Here is a 25813-nt window from a genome sequence, read left to right as displayed (position 1 = left end):
TTACCTTCTTTATAAATCTATCTTAAAGTTTCGCATTCTGTCTACAAAATACTTTAAATTGGTAGCGTTATTTAACTTTAAAAATTTAGCCCTTAATTTATGCGCAAGATATTAGTCCTTTTGACCATTATCCTAACCTTTAATTTTAATATTGCTCAAAACACAAACAATCCTTTGTTGGCAGATAATGAAGCCAAACAAGAACAATGGGTTGATAGTGTATATAATAGTATGTCTGTTGACGAAAAAATTGGACAACTTTTCATGGTTCGAGCATTTTCTAATCAAGGTTTAAAGCATGAAAACATTATTAGTCAGCTTATAATGAATCAGCATATAGGCGGGATTATTTATTCTACAGGAGGCCCAGTCGCGCAGGCAAAATTAAACAATAGATTGCAAGAGTTATCTAAAACACCATTGTTGATAGGAATGGATGCAGAATGGGGTTTAAGTATGCGTTTGGATTCTACTTTTGCTTTTCCGTGGAATATGACATTAGGAGCTATTAAAGATAATAAAATAGTTGAGCAAGTTGGTTATCACATAGGCGAACATTGCAAGCGAATAGGCGTACATTTTAACTTTGCTCCAGTGGTTGATATCAACACCAATCCATTAAATCCAATAATTGGCAATAGGTCCTTTGGGGAAGATAAAGACAATGTAACAGAAAAAGCTTTGGCTTTTATGAAGGGTATGCAAGATGCAGGAGTTTTGGCAAATGCAAAACATTTTCCTGGGCATGGCGATACCGAAACCGATTCACATAAAACGTTGCCAACTATAAGTTTTGATGAAAAACGTATTGATTCTGTTGAACTATACCCTTATCGTGAACTTATTAAGCATGGTTTATCTAGTGTTATGGTTGCACATTTAAATGTTCCTGCTTTAGAATCACGTTCTGGATACCCATCGTCAATTTCTGAACATATCGTCACAGATATTTTAAAAGACAGTTTGGGATTTAAAGGACTTATTTATACTGATGCTTTAGAAATGAAAGGCGTTTCAGAATTCAGTGAACCTGGAGACATTGATTTGGCGGCCTTTTTGGCTGGGAATGATGTGTTGTTAATCTCTGAAGATGTGCCTAAAGCAGTCGAAAAAATTAAAGAAGCTTATGAAAATGAAGTTATAACTGAAGAACGGTTGGCGTATTCAGTAAAAAAAATACTGATGGCAAAATACAAAGTAGACTTACATGACTTTAAGCCTATTGAAACAGAAAATCTAGTTGAAGATTTAAATCGTATTTCAGATCAGTTACTGTATGAAACTGCCATTGAAAATGCGATTACTGTTGTTAAAAACAAAAACAGTATCCTTCCTATTAGAAAATTAGAGTCTAAACAAGTTGCTTATGTGAAATTGGGCGATGATGATAGCTCGCCTTTTTTTAAGGAACTTCAGAAATACACTAAAGTACATGAAGTTTCAGCCGAAAATCTTGACGAGTTAATTACAAAGTTAAAATCATACAATACTGTGGTTGTAGGTTTCCATCGTTCTAACGATCACCCTTGGAAAGATTATAAATTTACAGATACTGAATTGGTATGGCTGTATGAGATTGCGCGCAACAATACGGTTATTTTGGATGTCTTCGTTAAACCATATGCACTTATTGACATTGATACTTTTGAAAATATAGAAGGATTAGTGGTTAGCTATCAAAATAGCAAGACAGCCCAAGAAAAGTCGGCTCAAATTATTTTTGGTTCAGTTCCGGCGAAAGGTGTGTTGCCGGTTTCTATACAGGATGTTTATAAATTTGGAGATGGAATAACGTATAATATGCTATCAAACTTAAGTTACAGTATTCCTGAACGTGTTGGAATGGATTCTAATCGATTAAGTAAAATTGATTCTGTTGCTCAATATGCTGTAGATAAAGAAATGACTCCGGGAATTCAATTGCTTGTTGCAAGAAAAGGTAAAGTTATATATAACAAGAACTTTGGGCGACATACCTATGGTGAAAATGCAGAACCGGTTAAGTTTAATGATATTTATGATGTGGCTTCATTAACAAAAATTTTGGCAACGTTACCTTTGTTAATGGAAATGGAAGAAAAAGGGGTTGTAAGTTTAGATACTAAATTATCCGAAATCCTCCCTGATTATGCCAATTCTAATAAAGCCAATGTTACCCTAAAGGAAATGCTGTCACATTATGCCAAGTTAAAACCTTGGATTCCATTTTATTTTGCCACTCTTGACTCAACAAAACACCCAAGCATTAAATATTATAGAAAAGCACCAACAGAAGATTTTAATATTAAGGTTGCCAATGAGTTATATTTGCGTAAGGATTATGTTGATAGCATGCAGGTTATTATAAAGGATTCAGAATTATTAAATCGTTTGCGTTATCGTTACAGCGATTTGCCTTACTATATCTTAAAAAAGTACATTGAAGGGCATTACAATAAATCATTAAGCGAGTTGGTACAGGACCATTTTTATAAATCTTTAGGCGCCAACTATACAACCTACAACCCAAGTAGTAAGTTTAGCAATAAAAATATAGTGCCTTCAGAAGATGATAAGTATTATCGATACCAAATAGTACAAGGTTATGTTCATGATATGGGAGCTGCAATGCAAGGCGGTGTTGGTGGTCATGCAGGAGTTTTTAGTAATGCAAACGATGTCGCAAAAATTATGCAAATGTACTTGCAAAAAGGATATTATGGAGGCAAGCGTTATTTCAAAACAGAGACCCTAGATAAGTTTAATACCTGCTATTATTGTGATAACGATAATAGAAGAGGTATTGGGTTTGACAAGCCTCAATTAGGTGATTCTGGTCCAACATGTGGTTGTATATCCATGACCAGTTTTGGTCATTCTGGATTTACTGGCACCTATGCTTGGGCAGATCCTGAAGAAGAAATTGTATATGTGTTTTTGGCCAATAGAACATTTCCAAGCTCGGACACTAATACATTGCTTCGAGAAAATATTAGGACAGAAATACAACGACTTATTTACGAGTCGATAATAGATTAAAAAAAGATATGTAACTTTTGTGTACAGAAATCTCGTTTCTTACGACCAAAGAGTAATAAATTTAATTAAATGAAAATAGGTATAGTTTGTTATCCAACCTTTGGAGGTAGTGGTGTAGTAGCTACGGAATTAGGAATAGAATTGTCTAAACGGGGTCATGAAGTACATTTTATCACATATAAGCAACCCGTAAGATTGGAACTGCTTGGAAGCCATGTGCATTTTCATGAAGTAGTTGTTCAGGAGTATCCCTTGTTTCATTACCAACCATATGAACTGGCACTTTCCAGTAAGTTGGTAGATATGGTTAAATTACATCAAATTGAAATTGTGCATGTACATTATGCTATTCCACACGCCTATGCGGCATATATGGCAAAAAAAATGCTTCATGAAGCAGGTGTGTATTTACCTGTAGTTACTACACTTCATGGTACAGATATTACTTTAGTTGGTAGTCATCCGTTTTATAAAACTGCTGTTGAATTTAGTATTAATAAATCAGATGCAGTGACATCGGTTTCAGAAAGCTTGAAACAAGACACCTTAAGATTGTTTGATATTACAAATGATATTCATGTTGTTACAAACTTTATAGATTTAGAAAAGCATAACTATGGTTTTACAGATTGTCAACGTTCAATGATGGCTAATGACGATGAAAGAATTATAACCCACATCAGTAATTTTAGACCAGTTAAACGCATACAGGATGTTATTAAAGTGTTTTATAATGTTCAAAAAAGCATTCCAGCAAAACTCATGATGGTAGGAGAGGGCCCAGAAAAGGAAGCAGCCGAAGACCTCTGTGCAAATTTAGGTATTGAAGACAAGGTTGTATTCTTTGGCAACAGTAACGAAATAGATCGTATTTTATGCTTTTCAGATTTATTTATACTTCCATCTGAAACCGAAAGCTTTGGTTTGGCTGCATTAGAGGCTATGGCATCTGGAGTGCCTGTTATATCAAGTAATTCTGGTGGAATCCCTGAGGTTAATACACATGGTTTCTCGGGTTATTTAAGTAATGTTGGAGATGTAGAGGATATGAGTCATAATGCTATTTCTATATTAAGTAATCCTGAAGTTTTAAGGCAGTTTAAGCAACAAGCAAGACAACAGGCACAAAAGTTTAATATTCATAACATTGTTCCCAAGTATGAAGCTATTTACGAAAACACATTGTCAAAATGTATGCAATTGTAAATTTAGATTGCTTCTAGGCTTTGTTTTCTAAAACGAATATCATGTTTTTTACATTTTCTTCATCAATACGATTGGGTTGGTGCTGAAACCCTAGTTTTTTTAAAAGATAAACAGAGCTTAAGTTGTCTTGTTGGGTATAAGCTTCAATAGTATCCAGATTTAGGGTTTTAAAACCATAATTTACCACAGCAGTAAGCGATTCATTCATGATGCCTTGACCGTGTAAGTCAGGGTGTAAATCATAACCAACTTCAGCAGTTTTTAAATCTTTTGAAAAATTCCACAGACAAATGGTCCCTTTAAGCTCTGGATTGTTTTTTAAAGTAATACTCCAATAATAAACTTCTTGTTTTGAAACCGATGAGCTTATACGTTTTATAAAATTTAAAGCATCCTCTATGGTTTCTGTTTTTTGCCGCTTTACAAATTGATTGACAATTGCATTTGATCTCAAAAACTGAATTTGAGGAGCATCTTCAATAGTTAATGGACGTAGTTGTAATCTAGCAGTATTCAATATTTGAAATTTCATTAGTGAAAGATAATAGAATAGTTTTAATTGATTATATATTTATATCTTTCTTACGTAAAATATACCAATCATGAATAGAAAATCCTTTTTAAACTTAACTGCAAGAGCTGGACTTTTTTTGGGTCTAACACCGTCATTGCTAGCACAAAATACAGAAAAGAATACGATAGATACAGATGAATTGAATGAAATGCTTTTAAAACAAAAAGCTAAAGGCAACCTAGTTGGTTTAACCTCAAAACCGATTTCTAAAGTTAGGGTTGGTATGATTGGTATGGGGAATAGAGGTAGTGTGCTAATTCAAATGTTTGAGTATCTCATAAAGAATAATCACGCTGAAATAGTTGCGCTTTCTGATTTAAAAGAAGACAAGGTAAAAAAGAATAATGATTACCTAAAGACTATCCAAACATCTAAAGCCGATTTATATTATGGTAATGATAAAGAATGGAAAAAATTAGTAGATCGCGATGATGTTGATTTAGTTATTATTGCTACACCCTGGGAGTATCATACAGAAATGTCTGTTTACGGTATGGAAAAAGGTAAGCACGTAGCTTGTGAGCAACCTATGGCTATGACTTTAGATGACTGTTGGAAGTTGGTAGAGGTAGCAGAAAGAACCCAAAGGCATTGTTTTTACATGGAAAATTGTTGTTTTAATGGTGAAGAACTTTGGGTTTTAAATATGATAAACGAAGGTGTTTTTGGGGAAATTAACCATGCTGAAGGCGCTTATATCCACGATTTACGTAAACATATGATGCATGAAACGTATTATGAAAACCAATGGCGTATTAAACATCATGAGACTAAAAATGGTAACTTTTATACAGGGCATGGTTTAGGACCCGTTAGTTTTTATATGGATATTGGTCGAGGTGATGCGTATGATTTTTTGGTAAGCATGAGTTCTCGTGAACAGAGTTTAAGCAGTGCCGCAAAAATGGAAAATTTTGAAACCACTCAATTTGCGTGTGGTGATATGAATACATCACTAATAAAAACGAAGAATGGAAAGACCATTATGCTGCAATTTGATACGCATACTGGTAGGCCATATTCAAGGCTCAATACGGTTACAGGAACAAAAGCAGTACATCAAGGTTATCCGTCGAGGCTTTATATAGGGCATGAAGAATTACAATGGGGACATTCTTGGCTAAAAGCAGAGGAGTATCAAGATTATAGAGAGCGTTATGACCATCCACTCTGGAAAAAATTGCGAGAGCAAATAGACGCCAATGCGGTGGGGCATGGAGGAATGGATTTTGTTATGGTTTATCGTTTAATACGCTGCTTAAATGAAGGTTTGCCACTAGATATCAATGCTTACGATAGTGTACTATGGAGTGCTATTACTCCGCTTTCAGAATTATCAGTAGCTAATAAGAGTGCGCCAACTGTTGTTCCAGATTTTACTGGGGGTTCTTGGCAAAAACCTCGAAAAAATGAAGTGCTTCGCGATATTCTATAATTGAAAGTTTTGTTTTGTGATGGTTTTTATGCTATCTAAATTTTCTATTACGCTATTAAACAATGTAAACTGATTGCTCGCTCTTACAAGGTTGTGCAATTGGTAATCCGTTTTGTAGTAGGTGTCATTGTTTAAAAAATCGGTTAGAAAACGTAGCCCCATAATAAAAATCAGGGTTTGAACACCAAGAGGCAAATACGAAATCTCTAATGGAGTAAGGATATTTTTAGTCTCGTTGGCATATCCCATGCAAAATGCATTGTAGTAGTCCAAGTTTATGGATACCTTGTTAAGGTTGTCATCATCTTCAGTAGCGGTGGAGCAAATTGAACGTATGGAGTCTCCAAAATCAAAATGCACAAGTCCTGGCATTACGGTATCTAAATCTATTACTGCCAAACCTTTAACCGGATCCGTTTTGCTAAATAGGATATTGGATAATTTTGTGTCATTATGCGTGATTCGTCTAGGAAGAGTATTGTTTTCTTTCAATTTCCATAATTCACACATAGACCTACGGTAGTTATTTATTAAGTCAATCCAAGATTGAGAAGCTTTTCTACGCTTATTGCTAGCAAGTTTTAGAGCTTTTTCAAATTGCTTTAAGCGCAAAGGCACGCTGTGAAAATCAGGCAATATTTCACTTATTTTTGAACAATCAACAGATGTTGTAGCATATGTAAAATTGCCATAGAGCTTTCCTGCCTCAAAAACTACATCCTTATTTGGGGCTTTATAAAAAACTTGTGATTCTCTTATGTAATGCATGAGTATCCAAATAGAATCATTGTTTTCTAGGTAAAACGAATCCCCTTTGGTTTTTATGACCGTTATGGTTTTGTATGGAGAACCATTCTTATTATAAAATTTTTTTATATAGTTGCTGATGGTTACCTTATTTTGAATAAGACTTATATAATTGTTAAAAACATGAGTGTTTAACCTTTGTAAAACATACTCGTCTTTTTCACTAACTATATGGTACGTATCGTTAATATGACCCGAAGTTAAAGGCTCAATGCGTTTTATGCATTCCGATTCTAAAAAATGTGCACAAATTAAAAAGAGTTGATCTTGTGATTGCATAGCCGTTTACGATAGTGATTTGTTTCGATAAGTGATTCAAGGTAATGCTTAATTGCTTCCTCATCTTTTTTGTAAGTTATACCGTGCCATTGTGCATTGTTGTTAAGGACTTTAAAATGCTGATGTTGATCAATGGCCTTATCTACTATGGTTGTTATGTAGAATTCATCAGAAACAAAATTTGTTGCCTCCTTAAGGAAATCATTGAAAGCCTCTTTTCCAGTATTGAAAATTGATGTTGTAAACCCCCAAAAATTCATTGAAACGGTTGTTTCATTTGAAATAGGGTTATTTTCGCCATAGATGAGTTCATTATTTTTAAATCTAATATTATGGCGCTCAATAATATGTTTTAAATTATTGTTATTGTCTATTATGCATTCACCTCTCGAGACTGAACCATTTGTTGATAATGTATTGGTAATATTGTAACCAATTAAATAATTGCAGTCTGATCTGTTGTTGTATAGGTTGTCATGCATCAATTTAAAGGCATCTTTACCATAAAAATCATCAGCATTTATTAAAGCAAAATTACTTGAAACATGACCCTCTAGCTCTAAAAGGGCATGCCCTGTTCCCCATGGTTTTTGACGAATAATCTTGTCATTATAATTCACAGGAAGCTCGAAGGACTGGTGGATATAGCTTATTTGGATTAGAGACGTATCTAATCTAGAAAAATGTTCTTCGAATAAAGCCTGTGTTTGCTCTCTTATAATTAATATTATTTTATTGAATCCAGCACAATACGCATCATAAATTGAGAAGTCAATAATTGAAAAGTCATCTATTAAGGGATATAGCTGTTTCAACCCACCAAACCGGGTACCTAGGCCTGCAGCCATTATGCATAACGCCTTTTCTGACATAATACAAATCTAAACAAAAAAACCACCAACAAGTGGTGGTTTATAATTTATCATAAAAGAATTTTAGAATTGATATCTAACGCCTAATCCAATATCGAAATCTAAATCGTTATTATCATATACATCATCACCAAACCCTAATTCAGGTCTAACATCTAAAGATAAAAGTAACGGGAAATCAAAGTTGTATTCAATACCAATAGTTCCGGTTATAATAGGGAAGGCGTCTCTGTTTTCCTCATAATAGTAGTCATTCTGACCTGGAACGTACCTCTCGTACTTATGTCTAAATGCGGCAAATCCAGCACCAGGTCCTGCATACCAATTGAAACCACCTTCAATATTCCATACCCATTGGTAGAGTCCAATGAGTTTAATACCATCGTAATTTTTGCCATCTCGCCATCCAAAGTCAAATTCCAATCGATTGTTGTTTTGTCCTATAGCACGTTGATAGGATATTTCAGCTCCAAATCCATCACTGTCTCCTAAACGCAAACCAATAGCATTTTTACTGATTTCTTGGGCATTTGCTAATGTAATACAACCTAATCCAGCAATCGCTGATAAGATTATTTTCTTCATACTTATAGTTTTTTTGATTTCATGTTATATACGTAAATTCACCTGTAAATAGATTATAATAATAACAAATTAATTGAATTTACTTGAAAGTGATAACGTTATTAATATTACTTTTATTTTTTTAATGCATATGCGTTTGAAGCTAGTATGGAGTTAAAATACTTAAATAAACTGAACGAATTATTAGAAGGTGAATTTCATTATGATGATTTAATGAAAACACTCTATGCTACGGATGCTTCAGTTTATAGAATGTTGCCGCTGGCTGTTGCCGTTCCAAAAAACGAAAACGATTTAAAATGTCTTATAGATTTTGCAAACCAACATAATACGTCTTTAATTCCTAGAACTGCAGGGACCTCGTTGGCAGGGCAATGTGTTGGTAAAGGTATTATTGTTGATGTTTCAAAGTATTTTAATAGGATTTTAAGTTTTGATGAAGTCAACAAAACTATAACTGTACAACCAGGTGTGGTTCGTGACGAACTTAATAACTTTTTAAAGCCATACGGACTGTTTTTTGGACCAAATACTTCAACCTCGAACCGCTGTATGATTGGTGGTATGGTAGGCAATAATTCGTCAGGAACAACATCTATTAAGTATGGTGTGACACGTGATAAAGTTTTGGCTTTAAAAACCCTGTTGTCTGACGGTAGTCAGGTTGCCTTTAGTAATATCAACAAGTTAGAATTTCAAGAAAAATTAAACTTAAAAAGTTTAGAGGGTAGTATATATAGGGCAATTTATCAAGAGTTGCATTCAGAAGATGTTCAAAGCGAAATTAGAACCCAATTTCCAAAAGAAACGATTCATAGGCGTAATACAGGATACGCCATTGATGAAATCATTAAAACAGAGCCGTTTTCAGACTTTGACACACCTTTAAACGTGTGTAAACTCTTATCCGGTAGTGAAGGGACTCTAGCTTTTACAACTGAAATCACTTTAAAGTTAGATAGTTTACCGCCAAATTACAGTATTATGGTCGCTGCGCATTTTTCAAGTATTGATGATTGCTTAAATACTGTTCAGTCGGTTATGCAACATGATTTATATACTTGTGAAATGATGGATAAAACCATTTTGGACCTTACGAAACACAATAAAACACAAGAGGCAAACCGACAGTTTATACAAGGTGATCCTAAAGCGATTTTAATGTGTGAAGTTCGCGATGTTAGCTTTGATGCGGCAAATACAAAAGCTATTGCATTGGTGCAAACGTTGAAGTCTAATGGTTTGAGTTATGCCCATCCAATATTGATTGATGACGATATAGAAAAGGCTATGGATTTGCGAAAAGCAGGCTTGGGTTTATTAGGTAATATGATTGGAGATAAAAAAACAGCCCCTTGTATTGAAGACACTGCGGTAGCTATACCCGACTTAAGTAATTACATCAATGACTTTACGGTAATTATGGATGGTTACCAACAAAAGGCAGTTTATTATGCACATGCTGGAGCTGGTGAGCTGCACTTACGACCGATTCTGAATTTAAAAAAGAAAGCAGATGTTGAATTATTTCGAAAAATAACAACCGATGTCGCGCATTTAGTTAAAAAGTATGGCGGCTCTATGAGTGGCGAACATGGCGATGGTATTGTACGAGCCGAATTTATTCCGTTAATGATTGGTGAAAAAAATTATGAAATTGTTAAGCAAATAAAAAAAGCCTTTGACCCTAACAATATTTTCAATCCAGGAAAAATTGTAGATGCACTCCCCATGGATGAATCCTTGCGATATGTGTCAGATAGAGTGGAGCCTGAAATAGAAACGCTTTTGGATTTTTCAGAATCATTGGGCATTTTGCGTGAAGCAGAAAAATGTAATGGTTCTGGGGATTGCAGGAAGCTGCCTGAATTTGGAGGGACTATGTGTCCAAGTTATCGAGCTACAAGAAACGAAAAGGACACAACACGAGCTAGGGCAAATGCTTTGCGGGAGTTTTTAACTCAATCTGATAAGATTAACAAATTCAATCATCAGGAATTAGTTGAGGTTTTCGATTTGTGCTTAAGTTGTAAAGCATGTGCTAGTGAATGTCCAAGTAGTGTGAATATTTCAGCATTAAAAGCAGAATTTGAATATCAATACCAAAAAGCAAACGGCACGAATTTGCGTACCAAAGTATTTGCATACAATAATAAACTAAATGCTATAGGAAGCTCTTTTTCTGGTTTGACCAACTTTATGTTTTCCAATCCTTTTTTTGGATCTCTAATAAAAAAAACACTGGGAATTGCATCAAAACGGACAATACCCAATTTATCAAGTAATAGTTTATATAATTGGTTCAAATCAAAAGAAAAACAATTAGTTAGAAACAAATATATAAAAGAAGTGTATTTATTTGTTGATGAGTTTACTAACTATTTAGATAATGATATTGGTCAGGATACAATTAACCTTTTAGAACAACTAAACTATAAGATAAATGTGTTGCCTAATAAGGAGTCTGGTCGGGCGTTTTTGTCTAAAGGCTTTTTAGAACAAGCCAAGCGAGTTGCTAATGAGAATGTTTGGATTTATAAAGGTTTAATATCAAGCGAATCACCTTTAATAGGTATTGAGCCTTCTGCAATATTAACTTTTAAGGATGAATATTTAAAATTAGTAGATGATAAAAATGCAGCGCGGTCAATAGCAGCTCACACATATCTTATTGAAGAATTTATTCAGAGTGAAATAGAATTAGGTAACATTCGTGCAGAACAATTCACTTCAGAATCTAAAACTATTAAATTTCATGGACATTGCCATCAAAAAGCTTTGAGCAATCAAAAATCCACTTTTGATATTTTAAACCTCCCTAAAAACTACAAAGTTACCATTATACCAAGCGGCTGTTGTGGAATGGCTGGTAGTTTTGGATACGAAAAAGAACATTATGATATAAGTATGACCATTGGTGAGCAAACCTTGTTTCCAGCAATTAGAAAAGCAGATACGGCGGTTACTATTGCAGCCAATGGAACCAGTTGCAGACATCAAATAAAAGATGGAACTGGACATGAGGCTAAACATCCAATTAGTATTTTAAAAGAAGCTTTACTTTGATTTCTTTTGGTCGACAATAGTAATAGCGGCAATGAGGTCTTTCATTTCCATTTCCTTTATATCTTCGTCTGCAAAAAATGGAGAGAGCTTGTCTTCACTATAGCGGTATAATTTCCAACGTTTAAATTGATATTCTAAAGCCGTAAAGTTTTCAACCCAATCACCTGAATTCAAATATTGGGTTTTACCGTGTTTGTTAGACTTTATAAGCATTTTTGGCTGATGTATATGTCCACAAACCACATAATCGTAGCCATTTTCTATGGCTAAATCTGTTATAACATTTTCAAAATCACTTATATATTTCACAGCACCTTTTACACGGTTTTTAATGCGTTTGGCCAACGAATAACGCTCACGTCCTAATTTTTCCAAACACCAATTAACCATTCGGTTTAAAAGAATAAGCGTGTCGTAACCGTAACCTCCTAATTTGGCCAGCCATTTTGCGTTTTGGATTGATAAATCAAAAACATCACCATGAAAGAACCAGGCACGCTTGCCATGCAATTCAATAACCGCTTTATCTACAATTGAAATATTACCAATAGAAGTATCACTAAATTTTCGTAGCATCTCGTCGTGGTTTCCGGTAATGTAAATGACTTCAACACCGTTTGAAGCCATATCCATGATACGTTTAATAACTTTCATATGTGATTTGGGGAAATACCGTTTGCTAAATTGCCAAATATCAATGATATCACCATTTAAAATCAGTTTTTTGGGCTGAATACTGTTTAAGTAAGTTAGTAGCGGTTTGGCATGGCAACCATAGGTTCCTAAATGGACATCTGAGATTACGGCAATCTCTATTTTTCTTTTATTTTTCAAATAAGACATAATTTATCGATACAAAAGTCGCTTGCTAATGTTATTTGAACATTAAGGACTAATTAATTAACTGTGAGGAGTTTGTTAATTAATTGTTACTAGAAACAGTGATAAATAGTATGAGTTGAAAGAATTCTATTTTTGTTTCTGTAATATTACAATTACATTAGCATTAAAATCAAAAGTATGGCTGGAAATAGCTTTGGAAACATTTTTAAATTAACCACATTTGGAGAATCGCATGGTATTGCAATAGGAGGCGTTATTGACGGTTGCCCTTCGGGTTTAAAAGTTGATTTTCAAGCTATTCAAAATGAGCTAAATAGACGAAAACCTGGTCAATCTGAAATTGTAACTCAACGCAAAGAACCCGATACGGTTGAATTCTTGTCTGGTATTTTTGAAGGTGTTACTACAGGTACTCCAATTGGTTTTGTAATTAAAAATACGAATCAGAAGTCAAAAGATTATTCGCATATAAAAGATGTCTATAGGCCTAGCCATGCAGATTATACTTATGAAGAAAAATATGGAATTCGCGATTATAGAGGTGGTGGCCGTAGTTCGGCACGTGAAACAGCATGTCGCGTAGTTGCTGGGGCATTAGCCAAGCAAATAATTTCTGACATTAAAATAAACGCTTATACGTCTTCGGTAGGAGATATATTTTTAGAAAGACCGTATCAAGATTTAGATTTTTCAAAAATAGAATCCAACATCGTACGTTGCCCTGATGCTGAAGTGGCTGATGAAATGATAAATCGCATCAAAGATGTTCGTAAAGCTGGTGACACAATTGGCGGAACCGTTACCTGTGCACTTCAAAATGTACCAGTAGGGCTAGGTGAGCCGGTTTTTGATAAGTTGCACGCCGAATTAGGAAAAGCTATGTTGTCTATAAACGCCGTTAAAGGGTTTGAATATGGCAGTGGATTTTGTGGTGCTAAAATGATGGGTAGTGAGCATAATGATTTGTTTAATGAAGATGGCAGTACCAAAACCAATTTATCAGGAGGTATTCAAGGCGGTATAAGCAATGGAATGGATATTTACTTCCGTGTAGCTTTTAAACCAGTAGCTACAGTTATTCAAAAACAAAATACATTGGATAAATTTGGAAACATTGTAGAAATGCAAGGAAAAGGACGTCATGACCCTTGTGTGGTTCCAAGAGCTATCCCAATAGTGGAAGCTATGGCCGCTTTGGTTTTAGCTGATTTTTATCTGTTAAACAAAATATATAACTAATATAAATCCTTTAGGATTGTAATATAAGATTATGAAAAAACTCGCATTACATTGGCAAATATTGATAGGCATGGTTTTAGGTCTGGTTTTCGGATTTATCATGCTTCAAGTTGGAGGAAAAGATTTTACAGTTGATTGGATAAAGCCAATAGGAAGTATTTTTGTAAAGCTTTTGAAGTTAATTGCCATTCCTTTAATTCTTGCCTCTTTAATTAAAGGGATTTCAGATTTAAAAGATATTTCGAAGTTCAAGAATATTGGCTTAAGAACCATAGTGACTTATGTATTTACCACTGTAATAGCCATAAGTATCGGTTTACTTTTGGTTAATACTTTTAACCCAGGTAATGGTGTTTCTGACGAAACAATTGAGAAGTTAACACAAACTTACTCGACGAATAGTAGTGTTCAAGGTAAAATTGCAGAAGCTTCGAAACAAAAAGAGAGTGGGCCATTACAGTTTTTAGAGGATATGGTTCCAGATAATGCATTTTCAGCATTAAGTGATAATGGATTAATGCTTCAAGTAATTTTCTTTTCAATTTTTCTTGGTATTTCTATGCTGTTGATTGGAGAAGAGAAATCAAAACCGCTAAAGGATATATTTGATTCCCTAAATGATGTCGTACTCAAAATGGTCGATTTAATTATGCTAACAGCACCAGTAGCTGTTTTTGCGTTATTGGCTAATGTTGTTGTGAGTTCAGATGATCCAGATATTTTATTGGCTTTAATAAAATATGCTGGTGTGGTGTTATTAGGTTTGGTTTTAATGATAGTTTTTTATTGTGTTTTGGTTGGCACCATAACAAAGAAGAATCCATTTTGGTTTTTGCAACAGATTAGCCCAGCGCAGTTACTGGCCTTTTCAACAAGTAGTAGTGCAGCAACATTGCCTGTAACTATGGAGCGTGTTGAAGAACACATAGGTGTTGATAAGGAAGTTTCAAGTTTTGTTTTACCCGTTGGTGCTACCATAAATATGGATGGCACTAGCTTATATCAAGCTGTAGCCGCTGTTTTTATTTTTCAAGCTTTGGGATTAGAATTAACTTTTGCCGACCAGATTACCATTGTTTTAACTGCATTATTAGCTTCAATAGGAAGTGCTGCCGTACCTGGAGCAGGTATGGTTATGCTAGTTATTGTTCTTGAATCTGTTGGGATGCCTGCAGAATTATTGCCTATTGGTTTAGCTTTGATTTTTGCAGTAGATAGACCTTTGGATATGTGTAGAACTGTTGTTAATGTTACAGGAGATGCTACAGTATCTATGTTAGTAGCAAAATCTGTAGGTAAGTTAGGGGATCCAAAAGTTAAGAATTGGGATGACCACTATGATGAAGTCAAATAAAATAATTACTTTTAGTAGTATAGTAATCGTACAAAACCCTATAGTATGAATGTTTGTTTTTTAATGTATCCGTGGGAGAATATTGATCCTGAAAACGATACGAGTTTAGCGCTGATAAAAGAGTGTGTTAAAAGAGGCCATGGTGTTGCCATTTGCACGCCAGCAAATTTAACCATTAGAGATAGCGTTACAAATGCGTTTTGTACAGTTATTGGGCGTATGGAAAAAGTACCTTCTTCATTAAAAGCATTTTATAAAAAAGCTCAATTGCGAGAAGAAATGCTGCCTTTAGCGGGCTTTGATGCTATCTTTTTTAGAGCTAATCCACCTTTAGACCCGTTAATGCTTAATTTTTTAGATTCTGTAAAAGATGATGTGTTTATTATCAACTCTTTGCAAGGTATGCGTGAGGCAAATAATAAGCTATATACTGCAGCTTTTGGCGATGCCCACAGTAATATAATTCCGAATACGCATGTTTCTAAAAACAAGAACTACCTTATTAGGCAGATAAAAGAGTCTAAAGCCGATAGAATGATACTAAAGCCATTAAATGGTTTTGGTGGTTCCGGAGTTATTTTAATTGAAAAATCTGCGATGAGTAATATTAATTCACTGTTGGATTTCTATATTAACAGCGGTGATGGCACATCAAATTATGTTATTCTACAAGATTATATAGAAGGTGCAGATGAAGGTGATGTTAGAATTTTAATGCTTAATGGCGAGCCAATTGGAGCTATGAAGCGTGTTCCTGGCACTGATGATCATCGCTCTAATGTTTCGGCAGGAGGGTCGGTTCAAAAACATTCGCTAACAAAAGCTGAAAAGGCCCTTTGTAAACAAATTGGGCCAAAATTAGTGAAAGACGGATTGTACTTTGTGGGTATTGATGTTATTGGTGGTAAGCTTGTAGAGGTAAATGTTATGTCGCCTGGCGGTATAACCTATATCAATAAGGTTTATAAGAATAAATACAGGGTAGAAGAGCGGGTTATTGATTTTCTTGAAAGTAAGGTTTTAGATAATTTAGAAGCTTTTAACAGACGTTCTAGATTACGAAAAACTGTTGAAGATGCCTAACTAGATATGTACCATGGTGATAACAAAATTCCATAAGCCCATTGTTTCTGTGGAATGGTTAAATCAAAATTTAGACGCAACCAATTTAATAGTACTAGACGCCTCTATTCCAAAAGTTACTGAGATAGATAATAAAATTAGCGATTTATGTATTCCTGAAGCACGTTTTTTTGATTTAAAAAACAAGTTTAGTAATACATCAGCGCCTTTTCCTACAACATACCCATCTAAAGAACAATTTGAAAAAGAAGCTCAAAATTTAGGCATCAACAATGATAGTTTTATTGTTGTTTATGATGATAAGGGAATTTATTCAAGCCCAAGAGCTTGGTGGCTGTTTAAATCGTTTGGTTTTAATAATGTTGCGGTTCTGGATGGAGGCTTGCCAGCATGGATAGAAGCGTTTTACCCAGTTAGCAGAAAAACAACTTATAATGGCCCAAATGGAAATTTTTCAGCTTTAGAAAGACAGGGTAACATGTTCTTTTTCGATGACATACAAAAAAACATTGAAGAAAAGTCACATCTAATTATAGATGCACGTTCTGAATCACGTTTTAGGGGTATGGAAGCAGAGCCACGTGAAGGTTTAAGAAGTGGAAGCATCCCTAATTCAAAAAATTTGCCATTTAAACATGTGTTGAATGATGGAAAGATGAAGTCAGAAAATGAAATTCGCGATATTTTTCAAGGCTTTCAAATCGCAAAAAAACCAATGGTTTTTTCGTGCGGTTCTGGAATTACAGCTTGCGTTTTGGCATTGGGAGCAGAATTAATAGGAGAAAACAATGTGTCTGTTTATGATGGCTCATGGACTGAATATGGCACTTTAACTTAACAAAAAGATATGGATAGTGTTCAAAGTTGGTCGAAAGAGGAATTGTTAGTATATATTTTGTTTTATGCTGCAAATTCAAATTTATCAGAAACAAATATGGAGCGTAATGTTATTTTATCTAAAGTAGACATGGATACGTATCAAATGGTTTATGATGAGTTTAAAAATGACAATGATTATCAATGCATTCAAAAAATTATTAAAGGTCTCGAAACACATGATTATTCGAAATTAGATCTAAAACAACTGTTTTTGGATATAAAAATTCTATTTTTTGCCGATGGTGAATTTGATCAGGTAGAGCATGTTGTATTCAATTGGTTAAAACGAATTATAAACGATGCAGCATGATAAAGTTATCCGTTAGTAAAATTATTGAAAAAATAGAGGCGGAAGAGATTTTTCATGCTGTTTCTGATGATTATAGCTTTACGTTAAAAATTGACAGTTATGTGCATTATGTATGTGGTGCTGTTCATGATGGCCATCAGTTTCGAAAAGAATTATGGGGTAATTGTTTGCACAGTGAGTATGATAGATGGTATGAGGAAGATCCGGAAACAAAAAACATGGTATGCTCGCATCCCATTGTAATTGCTGGATGTGATTCTCGTTTTGAATACGATTTAAACCGTTTTCCTGAAGATGCTATTTTTGACACTGCTTGGGGAAAACAATTATGGAGAGAGCCTTTAATGGAAGGAGAAAAACAAAGAAGCTTAAAAAAGCATAGAGATTTTTATAAGGTTGTTCATGCATTAATATCAAAAATTGAAGAAAAGTTTGGCGTGTGTATTGTTTATGATATGCATAGTTACAATTGGCAGCGTTGGGATAGGGAAGTTCCAACTTGGAATTTAGGCACGAGCAATGTTGACAACGAGCGGTTTGCAGATATTATTGAGTCTTGGAGACAAAATCTTGAAGAGATTAAATTACCTAATGGTATTAAATCAACAGCTAAAATTAACGACACATTTTACGGTAACGGCTATTTTTTAAGATACATAACCAATACCTTTAAAAATACATTAGTTTTGGCAACAGAAATTGCTAAAGTTTACTGCGATGAATACAAACAAGTTATATATCCAGAAGTAGTTGCTGCAGTTGAATATGAACTAAAGCAGCGATTGCCACAACATGCTAATGCATTTTATAAAACATTTCAAGGTAAATGATTTCAGAAAAGTTAACGAATAAATATCAAGACCTATTTGATATTGATGCGAATTTAAACCGACTGGTAAAAAAAATAGAATTGCTTAATTATATTAATCCGCTTAATATTGAAAGTGAGAAAAAACAATTTTATACTTCGAAGTTTAATTATGAGCCTAATTTTCATTATCCAAAGTTAAAATTCAACGGTTATAAATTACATAGGCTATTTTTTTCCCAACGTCTTGAACGAATTGAGGATGAGGATATTCGAAATTTGTATGAAGATATAATTTATGAATACTCTGGATTGATAGAGTGTATTGAAACCATTAATCAAGGGAGAAAGTTTTATTATAATAGCTTAAAAAGTTTTGGAACTCCAACAGAGAAAAGTTTAGATAACGCCAAATTTATTTTGCGTTTTGATGATGGTGATTTTGATCAGGATATGTTGCCATTATATAACGCGCAAGATGCAAAAGCATATTTTGAAGACTTTTCAAAACGTTATGATTTTGATTATAATATCAAGTTTTCAACCAATATTTCTGCAGCAGCAATGGTTCAAAACCACGCTAGAACATTAGTTTTAAGAAAAAATCATAAATACAGTAGGAATCAATTGCAAGTTCTTGCCAATCATGAAATAGGTGTTCATTTGGTTACAACTTTTAATGCGGCAAATCAACCATTGCATATTTTTTCAAATGGTTTTCCTAATAATGTTGAAACTCAAGAGGGGTTAGCGGTTTATTCTGAATATATGTCGGGTTGTTTAACCTTATCACGTTTAAAAGAATTATCATACCGTGTTATAGCTGTAGATAGCTTGATAAAAGGATATACATTTTCAGATACATTTGATTTGCTATACAGCCAATATAAGTTAGATCGTGATAAAGCTTTTGCAATAACATTACGCGTGCATAGAGGAGGCGGATTCACAAAAGACCATTTATACCTTTCAGGTTTAAAAAAGGTTTATAAATACGCCCAAAAAGGTAAGGATCTAAATCCGTTGTTAACAGGAAAGGTGTCTCTGGAGTATATAAAAACCATAGACAAGCTGCAAAATTTAGGGCTTGCAAATGTTTCGAAATATTATACGGATTCTTATCGTAATGATGCCAACGTTAATAAGAATTTAGATTTTATTCTAAAGAGCTTAAAATAATCAATACTATTTTTTTGTAACCTATTAAATATGAGTTATTTATGTATTTCATGGAGTTTTTTTACAAAAAATTATAGGTTAACAATTAATTTTACCTGTTTATCGATTAAAAGGGGATTGATTAATAAGTATTACTAAATTTAAATATCAAAATAAAGTGCTAAATGCTTAAATATCAGCACAAATTTTGTTTGTTTAATTTTTTTGGTTAGTTAAGTTATGAAAAAAGGTCTTGAGAAAATCAAGACCTTTTTTTGTATATACAAAGTGTGTGTTTTTATTCAGTTAAAGCTTTAGTAACCTTTTGTGTGTATTCTGTAGCATTTTTAGTAACATCTTGAGGGTCTTCAATTTGTGTTGTAACCACTGCTGCTAATTGTTGTTTTTCATCTTTAGTTAAATCGTAGATAACAGTTTCTAGTATGAAAGTTTTTACAGTTCGTGTAGTAGTTGAAGTTGGCACATAGCTCCCATACGTTGAATACGACAATGGATGGTAATAATAACCGTAAAAACCACCATAATACCCAGGATAGTAAGCTGGCATATAGGTAGCACCAGCATAATAACCACCATCTTGAGTTGTTTCAGTACGTTCTTGGTAATCCTTAAGAACAGTCAATATTATACCATTGTAACCTTCATTTTTTAGAAAATCTTGAAAGTTTTTCTTTTGCTGTTCAGTTATTTCCTTATTGTCATGATTAAAATCCGGTAACTCTCTAAAACTTTCAGTGGCTTTAACACCATTTGCTCTTAACTGTTCTGATATTTGTTGTTCAAAAGCAATTCTCGCTTGCTTATTTTCTGTTCTGGCTATAACCAAAATATTATTATCTTTTATATCGGCAAGATTATCTGATTTCCATGAATCTAGTACTTTGACACCGGAGCAACCAAATGCAAATAGCACCATGAATAATAAAGTGAATAATTTAAAAGTTTTTTTCATAATTAATTTTATTGTTATTTATTGATTAAAAAGTATATCCTACAGCTATGCCATATCGAAATGAAAAGGCATTAAATTGAGATTTGTTATTAACATCAGAAAACCTAAAGTCGCCATTAATAAAATCCAGTAAATTATAATTCTCTAAAGCTTCATTTAAGTCATCATAAAACTCTTCAGGTAAATCTTTTTTATTGACAATTTTGAATTTATAATCACCACTTCCAGGTCCAGCAATCATAAAATCTATAGTAAATCGTTTAGTAATGGCTAATTTATAACCAATAAGCAAGCCAACAGAAGATATGTCTAAATCCATATCAAAAGCCAAGTCGTAATTGGTATTGTCTGAAGCAATATACCTACCTGTTAATTCAGATGTATAACTCGAATATTTGTAATAGAGGCCTAAATAAAACCCATTAAGCTTTTGGTTAAACTTATTGGTACCATTTATATAATAGCGAATTTCTGGTACAATTTGAAAGCCTGTATAGTAAACATCACCAGTTTTTATTTTTTCCCCATCAATTCCTGAAAGTTTTATCAACCCTTCTTTTCCTTTATAGCCAAATGCAATTGCGGCAGAAAAATTGTTCCAAATATGGCGTTCGTATGAAACTTGATAAACACCATTAACTATTTGTAAAAGTTCAAAAGAAAATTCATTCTTTACATTTCGAGTTGTATTATCATCTTCTAATTCCTGTCCAAAAGATGAAAAGGACATGAATAAAACAAGAACGAATAACAATAGGTTGATTGTAGTTTTCATATATATTCAAATGTAGTATAAAAATAAGAAATATTTTTAGGGCTAGTTCAAAAATTTCGATTTTAATTCAGGTGTGGGTATCATGCATTCATTTTGTTTGCCAAACCATTTATAGCGGTTCTTGGCTATAAAATCGTATACCCAATTTCTAATAAATAGAGGCACAATAAAAAATATTGATAAGGTGTTAATTGGAAAACCTAATTTTGAAGCTATTTTAAGCGCTGCTGTCGACTTATAAGAAATTCCCTTTTCTTCAGAATAAACTAGGATAGAATCGACTTTTGAAGTGTCTAGATTATAATGGTTTATTATATTTTGCCCAATCTCACTTTGTAGTGGTGCGAATAGAAAATGGTCTTTTTTATCATGTTTTATAACATACTGAACACTCGAGTTGCATAAATTGCAAACACCATCAAATAAAATAAGACTTTTTTCTGTTGGTATCAGGTTTAGCATATAACAAAAATAAGCTATAAACTTTAATGGAATTTAAAAATTTCGTTAAATGGCAATTTACTTTTTCGCTTCAACCAGTTCTAACTGTTCTAAGCTTACATTTGTGGTAAACAAGCCATAGTTAACTGTGGCTTTGTTTTTCTCAATTTTGTCAATGCTACCTATGGCACGTCCATCTTCTAAACGAACCCGATCTCCAATTTTGAGTGTTGGTTTTGGCGCAGGAGGCTTTAAAGCTTCTTTTCTTTTGGCTTCTTTTTTCTTTTTTCTAATTACGTCTACCTTTTTTTCTGCTTCTTGTTTGACTTGTTGAACTTTCGCTTTTTCTGCCTTTTGTTGTTTTATTGAAACTTTTTTGCGTTTAGAGTTTTCAATTTGAACTAATTTAAATAGTTCGTTCATTAACTCACGTTTCTGTTTGTTGTTAAAGTATCTTTCTGCTAAATCGTTTACTTTTTGTCCCAAATAAATTAATCGTTGGTTGCTATCGTACAATTCCTGGTAGCTTTCCAATTTTTTTTGAATTTTGTTGTTAATCTCTTCAAGTTTTTCTGCTTCATCTTGTTTTTTACGCTCATTGACTTTTAGGGATTGTTCTGTTTTTTCAAGCTTTGAGCGTTCTTTTTGCAGCTTGGCAATTGTTCTGTCGAAACGCACTTTACCACGTTCAATTTTCTTTTTAGCGCGATTAATTAAGCTATAGGGAATGCCGTTTTTTTGTGCCACTTCAAAAGTGAAAGAGCTACCTGCTTGACCTAAAGCCAGTTTATACATAGGCTCTAATGTTTTTTCATCAAACATCATATTGGCATTTTGCATGTAGGGCAGCTCATTAGCCAAAATCTTAAGATTGGAGTAGTGCGTTGTTATAATGCCAAAAGCTTCTCTGTGGTAAAATTCTTCTAAAAAGGTTTCAGCTAAAGCCCCACCCAATTCTGGGTCACTTCCAGTTCCAAATTCATCAATTAGAAACAAGGTGTTTTTATTACACTTTTTTAAAAAATAGTTCATTTGTTTTAAACGATAGCTATACGTGCTTAAATGATTTTCAATTGATTGGTTATCGCCAATATCTGATATAACCCTATCAAACAAAAACACTTTACTACGCTCATGAACCGGTATTAAAAAGCCGGCCTGAAGCATAAGTTGCAATAGGCCAACAGTTTTTAGTGTAATACTCTTTCCGCCAGCATTAGGACCGGAAATAACAATAATTCTATTGTCTTGGTTAAGTTCTATAGTCTGCGGGTATGTTTTTTCTTTTTTCTTTTGATTGCTTAATAACAACAGCGGATGAAAGGCATCCCGCAAATACATTGATCTATCGTCTGTGAATTCTGGCAGTATAGCATTCAGGGCTTTTGCATATTTGGCTTTTGATGAAATGACATCCAATTCAGTTAAAAAATCTTGATACTGTATCAATAAATTGCGATATGGACGAATAAAATTAGTAACTTCTTTGAGGATCCGAATTACTTCTTCGTGCTCTTCATACTCTAAATTGTTAAGTTCTCGAGTGTGTTGTAACGTAGTTTCCGGTTCAATATAAACTATACTTCCAGTTTTACTGCCACCCATGATAGCGCCTTTAACTTTACGCCTGTACATAGCTTTTACGGCTAAAACACGTTTGTTGTCTACAACAGACTCCCGGATATCATCTAGGTATTCTAGGCCATGGTACATATTCAATGCTGTTGCAAAACTTTGATTTATTTTGCCTTTAAGTTTGTTTATCTGTAAGCGCAGTTCAGAAAGCAAGACAGATGCTTCATCCTTTACATCTCCAAACCTATCGACAATACTATCTATTTTTTCAATAATAACTTTGGTGTAATCTACTGTTTCAGAATAAGCTTGTAAGTTTGGATAATATTCTTTAAACTTCTTAAAAAACTGAAGGATTTCGTTTACGGTCAAAGAAGTTGAAGCAATTTTTTTAAGACTATGGGTTTCTAAAAATGTGTTTTCTATTTTTAAAAGTTGTAATTCCTTGGCAATGCTTTCAAAACCATGATTTGGTATGCGGTTGTCATTAAAAAAAGAGGAGACGTATTCATTGGTTAAGCTCAAAGCATCAATAACCTCATGTTTAGATTTATAAGGTGTTATTTGTAGTGCTTTTTGATGGCCAAGATTTGTAATGCAAAGTTCGCTTACTTGTTCTAAAACAGTAGCAAACTCTAAATCTTGAAGTGTTTTTTTATGAATGTTTATCATGTATTGCTTCTTACTAACGTACAAATTTAAGTATAATACTTAAAGTAAAATGGCTAATTTATTGTTTTGATATTTTTATAATATGTAGATTTGGAATTTTATAGATTAAATTATGAAACTATATAAATTAATCATCTCTATTTTGCTAATATCTGTTTTTGTTAGTTGCAATGAAGACTATTCAAAATACAGCCAAGTACCAAAATATGTCAACAATATGCCGCCTGCAGACAAAAAATATTTTGATGCTTATAATGATGCCCTTGAGCTTTGGGATGTTGCTTATCAAGAATTGTATATTCCCACTCAATATGGTACTGCTCATGTTGTAGCTAGTGGCATAGGAAATTCAGAATCACTGGTATTGTTGCATGGTATGAATGCTAGTAGTACTATGTGGTATCCAAATATAAAAGCGCTATCTGAAGATTTTCAGGTATTTGCCATAGACTTTCTGTTAGAGCCAGGGAAATCGTATAAAGAAGCCGAGATTAATGAAATAGAGCAGATTTCTGCTTGGTATTTTGAAGTTATTAAAAAATTAAAGCTTAAAGAATATAGTATTATTGGTGCATCAAAAGGCGGGTGGATGGCTGTTAATTTAGCTTTATACAATCAGGATAAGATTAAAAAAATGGTATTATTAAGTCCTGCCCAAACGTTTATTTGGATTAGGCCCAGTGCCAATTTATTTGAAAACATTGTGAGTTTGTTTTCTTCAGATGACAAACAATTTGAAACCAGTTTGAAAACAATGTCTATAAACCCAGCCAATATTGAAAAAAAATATCTGGATCAATACTATCTAGCAACTAAACGAGACTCTTTAAACGAATTTACTTTAGACATGACACCATTTAGCAAAAACGATTTAAAGTCTTTAAAAATGCCGGTTTTGGTTTTAATTGGCGATGATGATATGATTAATAACGATAAGTCAATACGGCTGACAAAAGAACTTATTGGAAGTGGGCAAGCTGAAGTGATCTCTAATGCAGGCCATTTTCTTTCAATAGACCAAGCAGATGCAGTAAATGCCAAAATGATAGAATTTCTAAAGAACTAGCTCTAGCTATTTTTGTTTTCTAGTTATTCTATAATTTAAAAATTCAACAAATAGTGAAAATGCTATTGCAAAGTATAAATATCCTTTAGGAATAGCGCCTACAGATTTACCAAATAATTCAGTTTCAGATAAGTGCGCAGCCTCTGTAACTAGCATAAAGCCAATAAGAATTAAAAACGCCAAGCCAAGCATTTGAATGCTGGGGTGTGTATCAATAAATTTGCGTATTGGGTTAGCAAAACCAATCATAATCGCAATAGATATTACCACAGCTATTATCATAAGTAAAAGATTATAATTGTGATTTTCGTGTAAACCATTTGTCATTCCAACAGCTGTCAATATAGAGTCTATTGAAAAAATAAAATCGATAATTAGAATTTGAGTAATAGCTTGTGAAAACGATTTAATTTTTTTCTGTTTTACAGAATCCTCATCATGAGTAGGCTCCTCAACTTTCTCACGAATTTCTGAAGTGCTTTTGTAAATTAAAAATAAGCCACCAGAAAATAGTATTAAAGCTTGCCAGCTAACACCAACATATAGCCATTCTGTTTCAATGGTATAAAAAGGATCCTTGAGACTTATTAAGAATGATACAAAAAATAATAATATTATGCGCTGTACCATTGCTAACAATAAACCAATATTAGTGGCTTTGCTGCGTTGTGATTCAGGGAGTTTGTTGGCTGCTATAGATATGAATACAATATTGTCAATCCCTAAAATTATTTCAAGAAAGGTCAATGTTAGCAATGCCATTATTGCGTCGCTAGTAAGTAAAAAATCTAGCAT

The 25813-nt window shown here is 33.5% G+C and carries 22 protein-coding genes; 12 read left to right on the top strand and 10 right to left on the bottom strand.

From position 1 onward, the window contains the following. The first annotated feature begins 99 nt into the window (after positions 1 to 99). Positions 100 to 3018: a glycoside hydrolase family 3 N-terminal domain-containing protein gene (locus K7G76_RS12315; protein WP_223034529.1), complete on the top strand. Its 2919-nt coding sequence runs from the start codon at positions 100 to 102 to the stop codon at positions 3016 to 3018. Positions 3019 to 3087: 69 nt separating this feature from the next. Next, positions 3088 to 4224, top strand: coding sequence for an N-acetyl-alpha-D-glucosaminyl L-malate synthase BshA (gene bshA / locus K7G76_RS12310; RefSeq protein WP_223034528.1), 1137 nt, complete (start codon positions 3088 to 3090; stop codon positions 4222 to 4224). Positions 4225 to 4237: 13 nt separating this feature from the next. Here the strand turns inward: bshA and K7G76_RS12305 are convergent, their stop codons facing one another. Beyond that, positions 4238 to 4756, bottom strand: coding sequence for a GNAT family N-acetyltransferase (locus K7G76_RS12305; RefSeq protein WP_223034527.1), 519 nt, complete (start codon positions 4754 to 4756; stop codon positions 4238 to 4240). A 70-nt stretch (positions 4757 to 4826) separates the two neighbouring features. On the opposite strand from K7G76_RS12305, the gene K7G76_RS12300 reads away from it, so the two are divergent. Continuing rightward, positions 4827 to 6233, top strand: coding sequence for a Gfo/Idh/MocA family protein (locus K7G76_RS12300; protein ID WP_223034526.1), 1407 nt, complete (start codon positions 4827 to 4829; stop codon positions 6231 to 6233). Here the strand turns inward: K7G76_RS12300 and K7G76_RS12295 are convergent. The 3 genes from K7G76_RS12295 to K7G76_RS12285 form a co-directional block, all read right to left on the bottom strand. Then, a complete protein-coding gene (locus tag K7G76_RS12295; protein ID WP_223034525.1) occupies positions 6228 to 7319 on the bottom strand; it encodes a phosphotransferase enzyme family protein in 1092 nt (363 codons plus the stop codon). The genes K7G76_RS12300 and K7G76_RS12295 overlap by 6 nt on opposite strands. Further along, on the bottom strand, positions 7292 to 8191 hold the full coding sequence (locus tag K7G76_RS12290; protein WP_223034524.1) for a sugar phosphate nucleotidyltransferase: 900 nt from the start codon (positions 8189 to 8191) through the stop codon (positions 7292 to 7294). The genes K7G76_RS12295 and K7G76_RS12290 overlap by 28 nt, the downstream gene beginning before the upstream one ends. A gap of 63 nt (positions 8192 to 8254) precedes the next feature. Next, positions 8255 to 8776 carry a hypothetical protein gene (locus tag K7G76_RS12285; protein ID WP_223034523.1) on the bottom strand — a complete coding sequence of 174 codons (522 nt, stop codon included), beginning with the start codon at positions 8774 to 8776 and terminating at the stop codon, positions 8255 to 8257. 147 nt (positions 8777 to 8923) lie between these two features. On the opposite strand from K7G76_RS12285, the gene K7G76_RS12280 reads away from it, so the two are divergent. Then, a complete protein-coding gene (locus K7G76_RS12280) occupies positions 8924 to 11842 on the top strand; it encodes an FAD-binding and (Fe-S)-binding domain-containing protein (protein ID WP_223034522.1) in 2919 nt (972 codons plus the stop codon). Here the strand turns inward: K7G76_RS12280 and K7G76_RS12275 are convergent. Then, positions 11834 to 12685, bottom strand: a complete 852-nt coding sequence (locus tag K7G76_RS12275; protein ID WP_223034521.1) for a UDP-2,3-diacylglucosamine diphosphatase — start codon at positions 12683 to 12685, stop codon at positions 11834 to 11836. The two genes, K7G76_RS12280 and K7G76_RS12275, sit on opposite strands and share 9 nt — an antisense overlap. Positions 12686 to 12862: 177 nt before the next feature. On the opposite strand from K7G76_RS12275, the gene aroC reads away from it, so the two are divergent. Genes aroC through K7G76_RS12240 form a run of 7 tightly spaced genes read left to right on the top strand, consistent with a single transcriptional unit; the run spans position 12863 to position 19537 of the window. Further along, positions 12863 to 13924 (top strand): chorismate synthase, encoded by a 1062-nt coding sequence (gene aroC / locus K7G76_RS12270; RefSeq protein ID WP_223034520.1) that lies wholly within the window; start codon positions 12863 to 12865, stop codon positions 13922 to 13924. Between the two features lie 31 nt (positions 13925 to 13955). Continuing rightward, entirely contained in the window at positions 13956 to 15278 is a 1323-nt protein-coding gene (locus K7G76_RS12265; RefSeq protein WP_223034519.1) for a dicarboxylate/amino acid:cation symporter, read from the top strand. 45 nt (positions 15279 to 15323) lie between these two features. After that, positions 15324 to 16361: a glutathione synthase gene (gene gshB, locus K7G76_RS12260; RefSeq protein WP_223034518.1), complete on the top strand. Its 1038-nt coding sequence runs from the start codon at positions 15324 to 15326 to the stop codon at positions 16359 to 16361. A gap of 13 nt (positions 16362 to 16374) precedes the next feature. Further along, entirely contained in the window at positions 16375 to 17199 is an 825-nt protein-coding gene (locus tag K7G76_RS12255) for a sulfurtransferase (RefSeq protein ID WP_223034517.1), read from the top strand. Between the two features lie 9 nt (positions 17200 to 17208). Then, entirely contained in the window at positions 17209 to 17550 is a 342-nt protein-coding gene (locus K7G76_RS12250) for a hypothetical protein (protein ID WP_223034516.1), read from the top strand. After that, positions 17547 to 18380 (top strand): N-formylglutamate amidohydrolase, encoded by an 834-nt coding sequence (locus K7G76_RS12245; RefSeq protein ID WP_223034515.1) that lies wholly within the window; start codon positions 17547 to 17549, stop codon positions 18378 to 18380. The genes K7G76_RS12250 and K7G76_RS12245 overlap by 4 nt, the downstream gene beginning before the upstream one ends. After that, positions 18377 to 19537, top strand: coding sequence for a flavohemoglobin expression-modulating QEGLA motif protein (locus tag K7G76_RS12240; RefSeq protein ID WP_223034514.1), 1161 nt, complete (start codon positions 18377 to 18379; stop codon positions 19535 to 19537). The genes K7G76_RS12245 and K7G76_RS12240 overlap by 4 nt, the downstream gene beginning before the upstream one ends. Before the next feature lie 277 nt (positions 19538 to 19814). On the opposite strand, the gene K7G76_RS12235 is transcribed toward K7G76_RS12240, so the two are convergent. Genes K7G76_RS12235 through K7G76_RS12220 form a run of 4 tightly spaced genes read right to left on the bottom strand, consistent with a single transcriptional unit; the run spans position 19815 to position 23952 of the window. Then, positions 19815 to 20489, bottom strand: a complete 675-nt coding sequence (locus K7G76_RS12235; RefSeq protein ID WP_223034513.1) for a hypothetical protein — start codon at positions 20487 to 20489, stop codon at positions 19815 to 19817. A gap of 25 nt (positions 20490 to 20514) precedes the next feature. After that, complete coding sequence (locus K7G76_RS12230) at positions 20515 to 21264, bottom strand: DUF3575 domain-containing protein (RefSeq protein ID WP_223034512.1); 750 nt, start codon at positions 21262 to 21264, stop codon at positions 20515 to 20517. A 42-nt stretch (positions 21265 to 21306) separates the two neighbouring features. Further along, the gene (locus K7G76_RS12225) at positions 21307 to 21726 is read right to left on the bottom strand and encodes a thiol-disulfide oxidoreductase DCC family protein (protein WP_223034511.1); all 420 of its coding nucleotides are present in this window, start codon (positions 21724 to 21726) and stop codon (positions 21307 to 21309) included. A gap of 57 nt (positions 21727 to 21783) precedes the next feature. Then, a complete protein-coding gene (locus tag K7G76_RS12220) occupies positions 21784 to 23952 on the bottom strand; it encodes an endonuclease MutS2 (protein WP_223034510.1) in 2169 nt (722 codons plus the stop codon). Positions 23953 to 24064: 112 nt separating this feature from the next. On the opposite strand from K7G76_RS12220, the gene K7G76_RS12215 reads away from it, so the two are divergent. Then, on the top strand, positions 24065 to 25018 hold the full coding sequence (locus K7G76_RS12215; RefSeq protein WP_223034509.1) for an alpha/beta fold hydrolase: 954 nt from the start codon (positions 24065 to 24067) through the stop codon (positions 25016 to 25018). 6 nt (positions 25019 to 25024) lie between these two features. On the opposite strand, the gene K7G76_RS12210 is transcribed toward K7G76_RS12215, so the two are convergent. Continuing rightward, the gene (locus K7G76_RS12210; protein WP_223034508.1) at positions 25025 to 25813 is read right to left on the bottom strand and encodes a TerC family protein; all 789 of its coding nucleotides are present in this window, start codon (positions 25811 to 25813) and stop codon (positions 25025 to 25027) included.

The sequence above is a fragment of the Hanstruepera marina genome, from assembly GCF_019880635.1.
Lineage (GTDB): Bacteria > Bacteroidota > Bacteroidia > Flavobacteriales > Flavobacteriaceae > Hanstruepera > Hanstruepera marina.
Note: the sequence above shows the minus strand (reverse complement) of the source record. Positions and strands in the feature narration are given on the sequence as shown.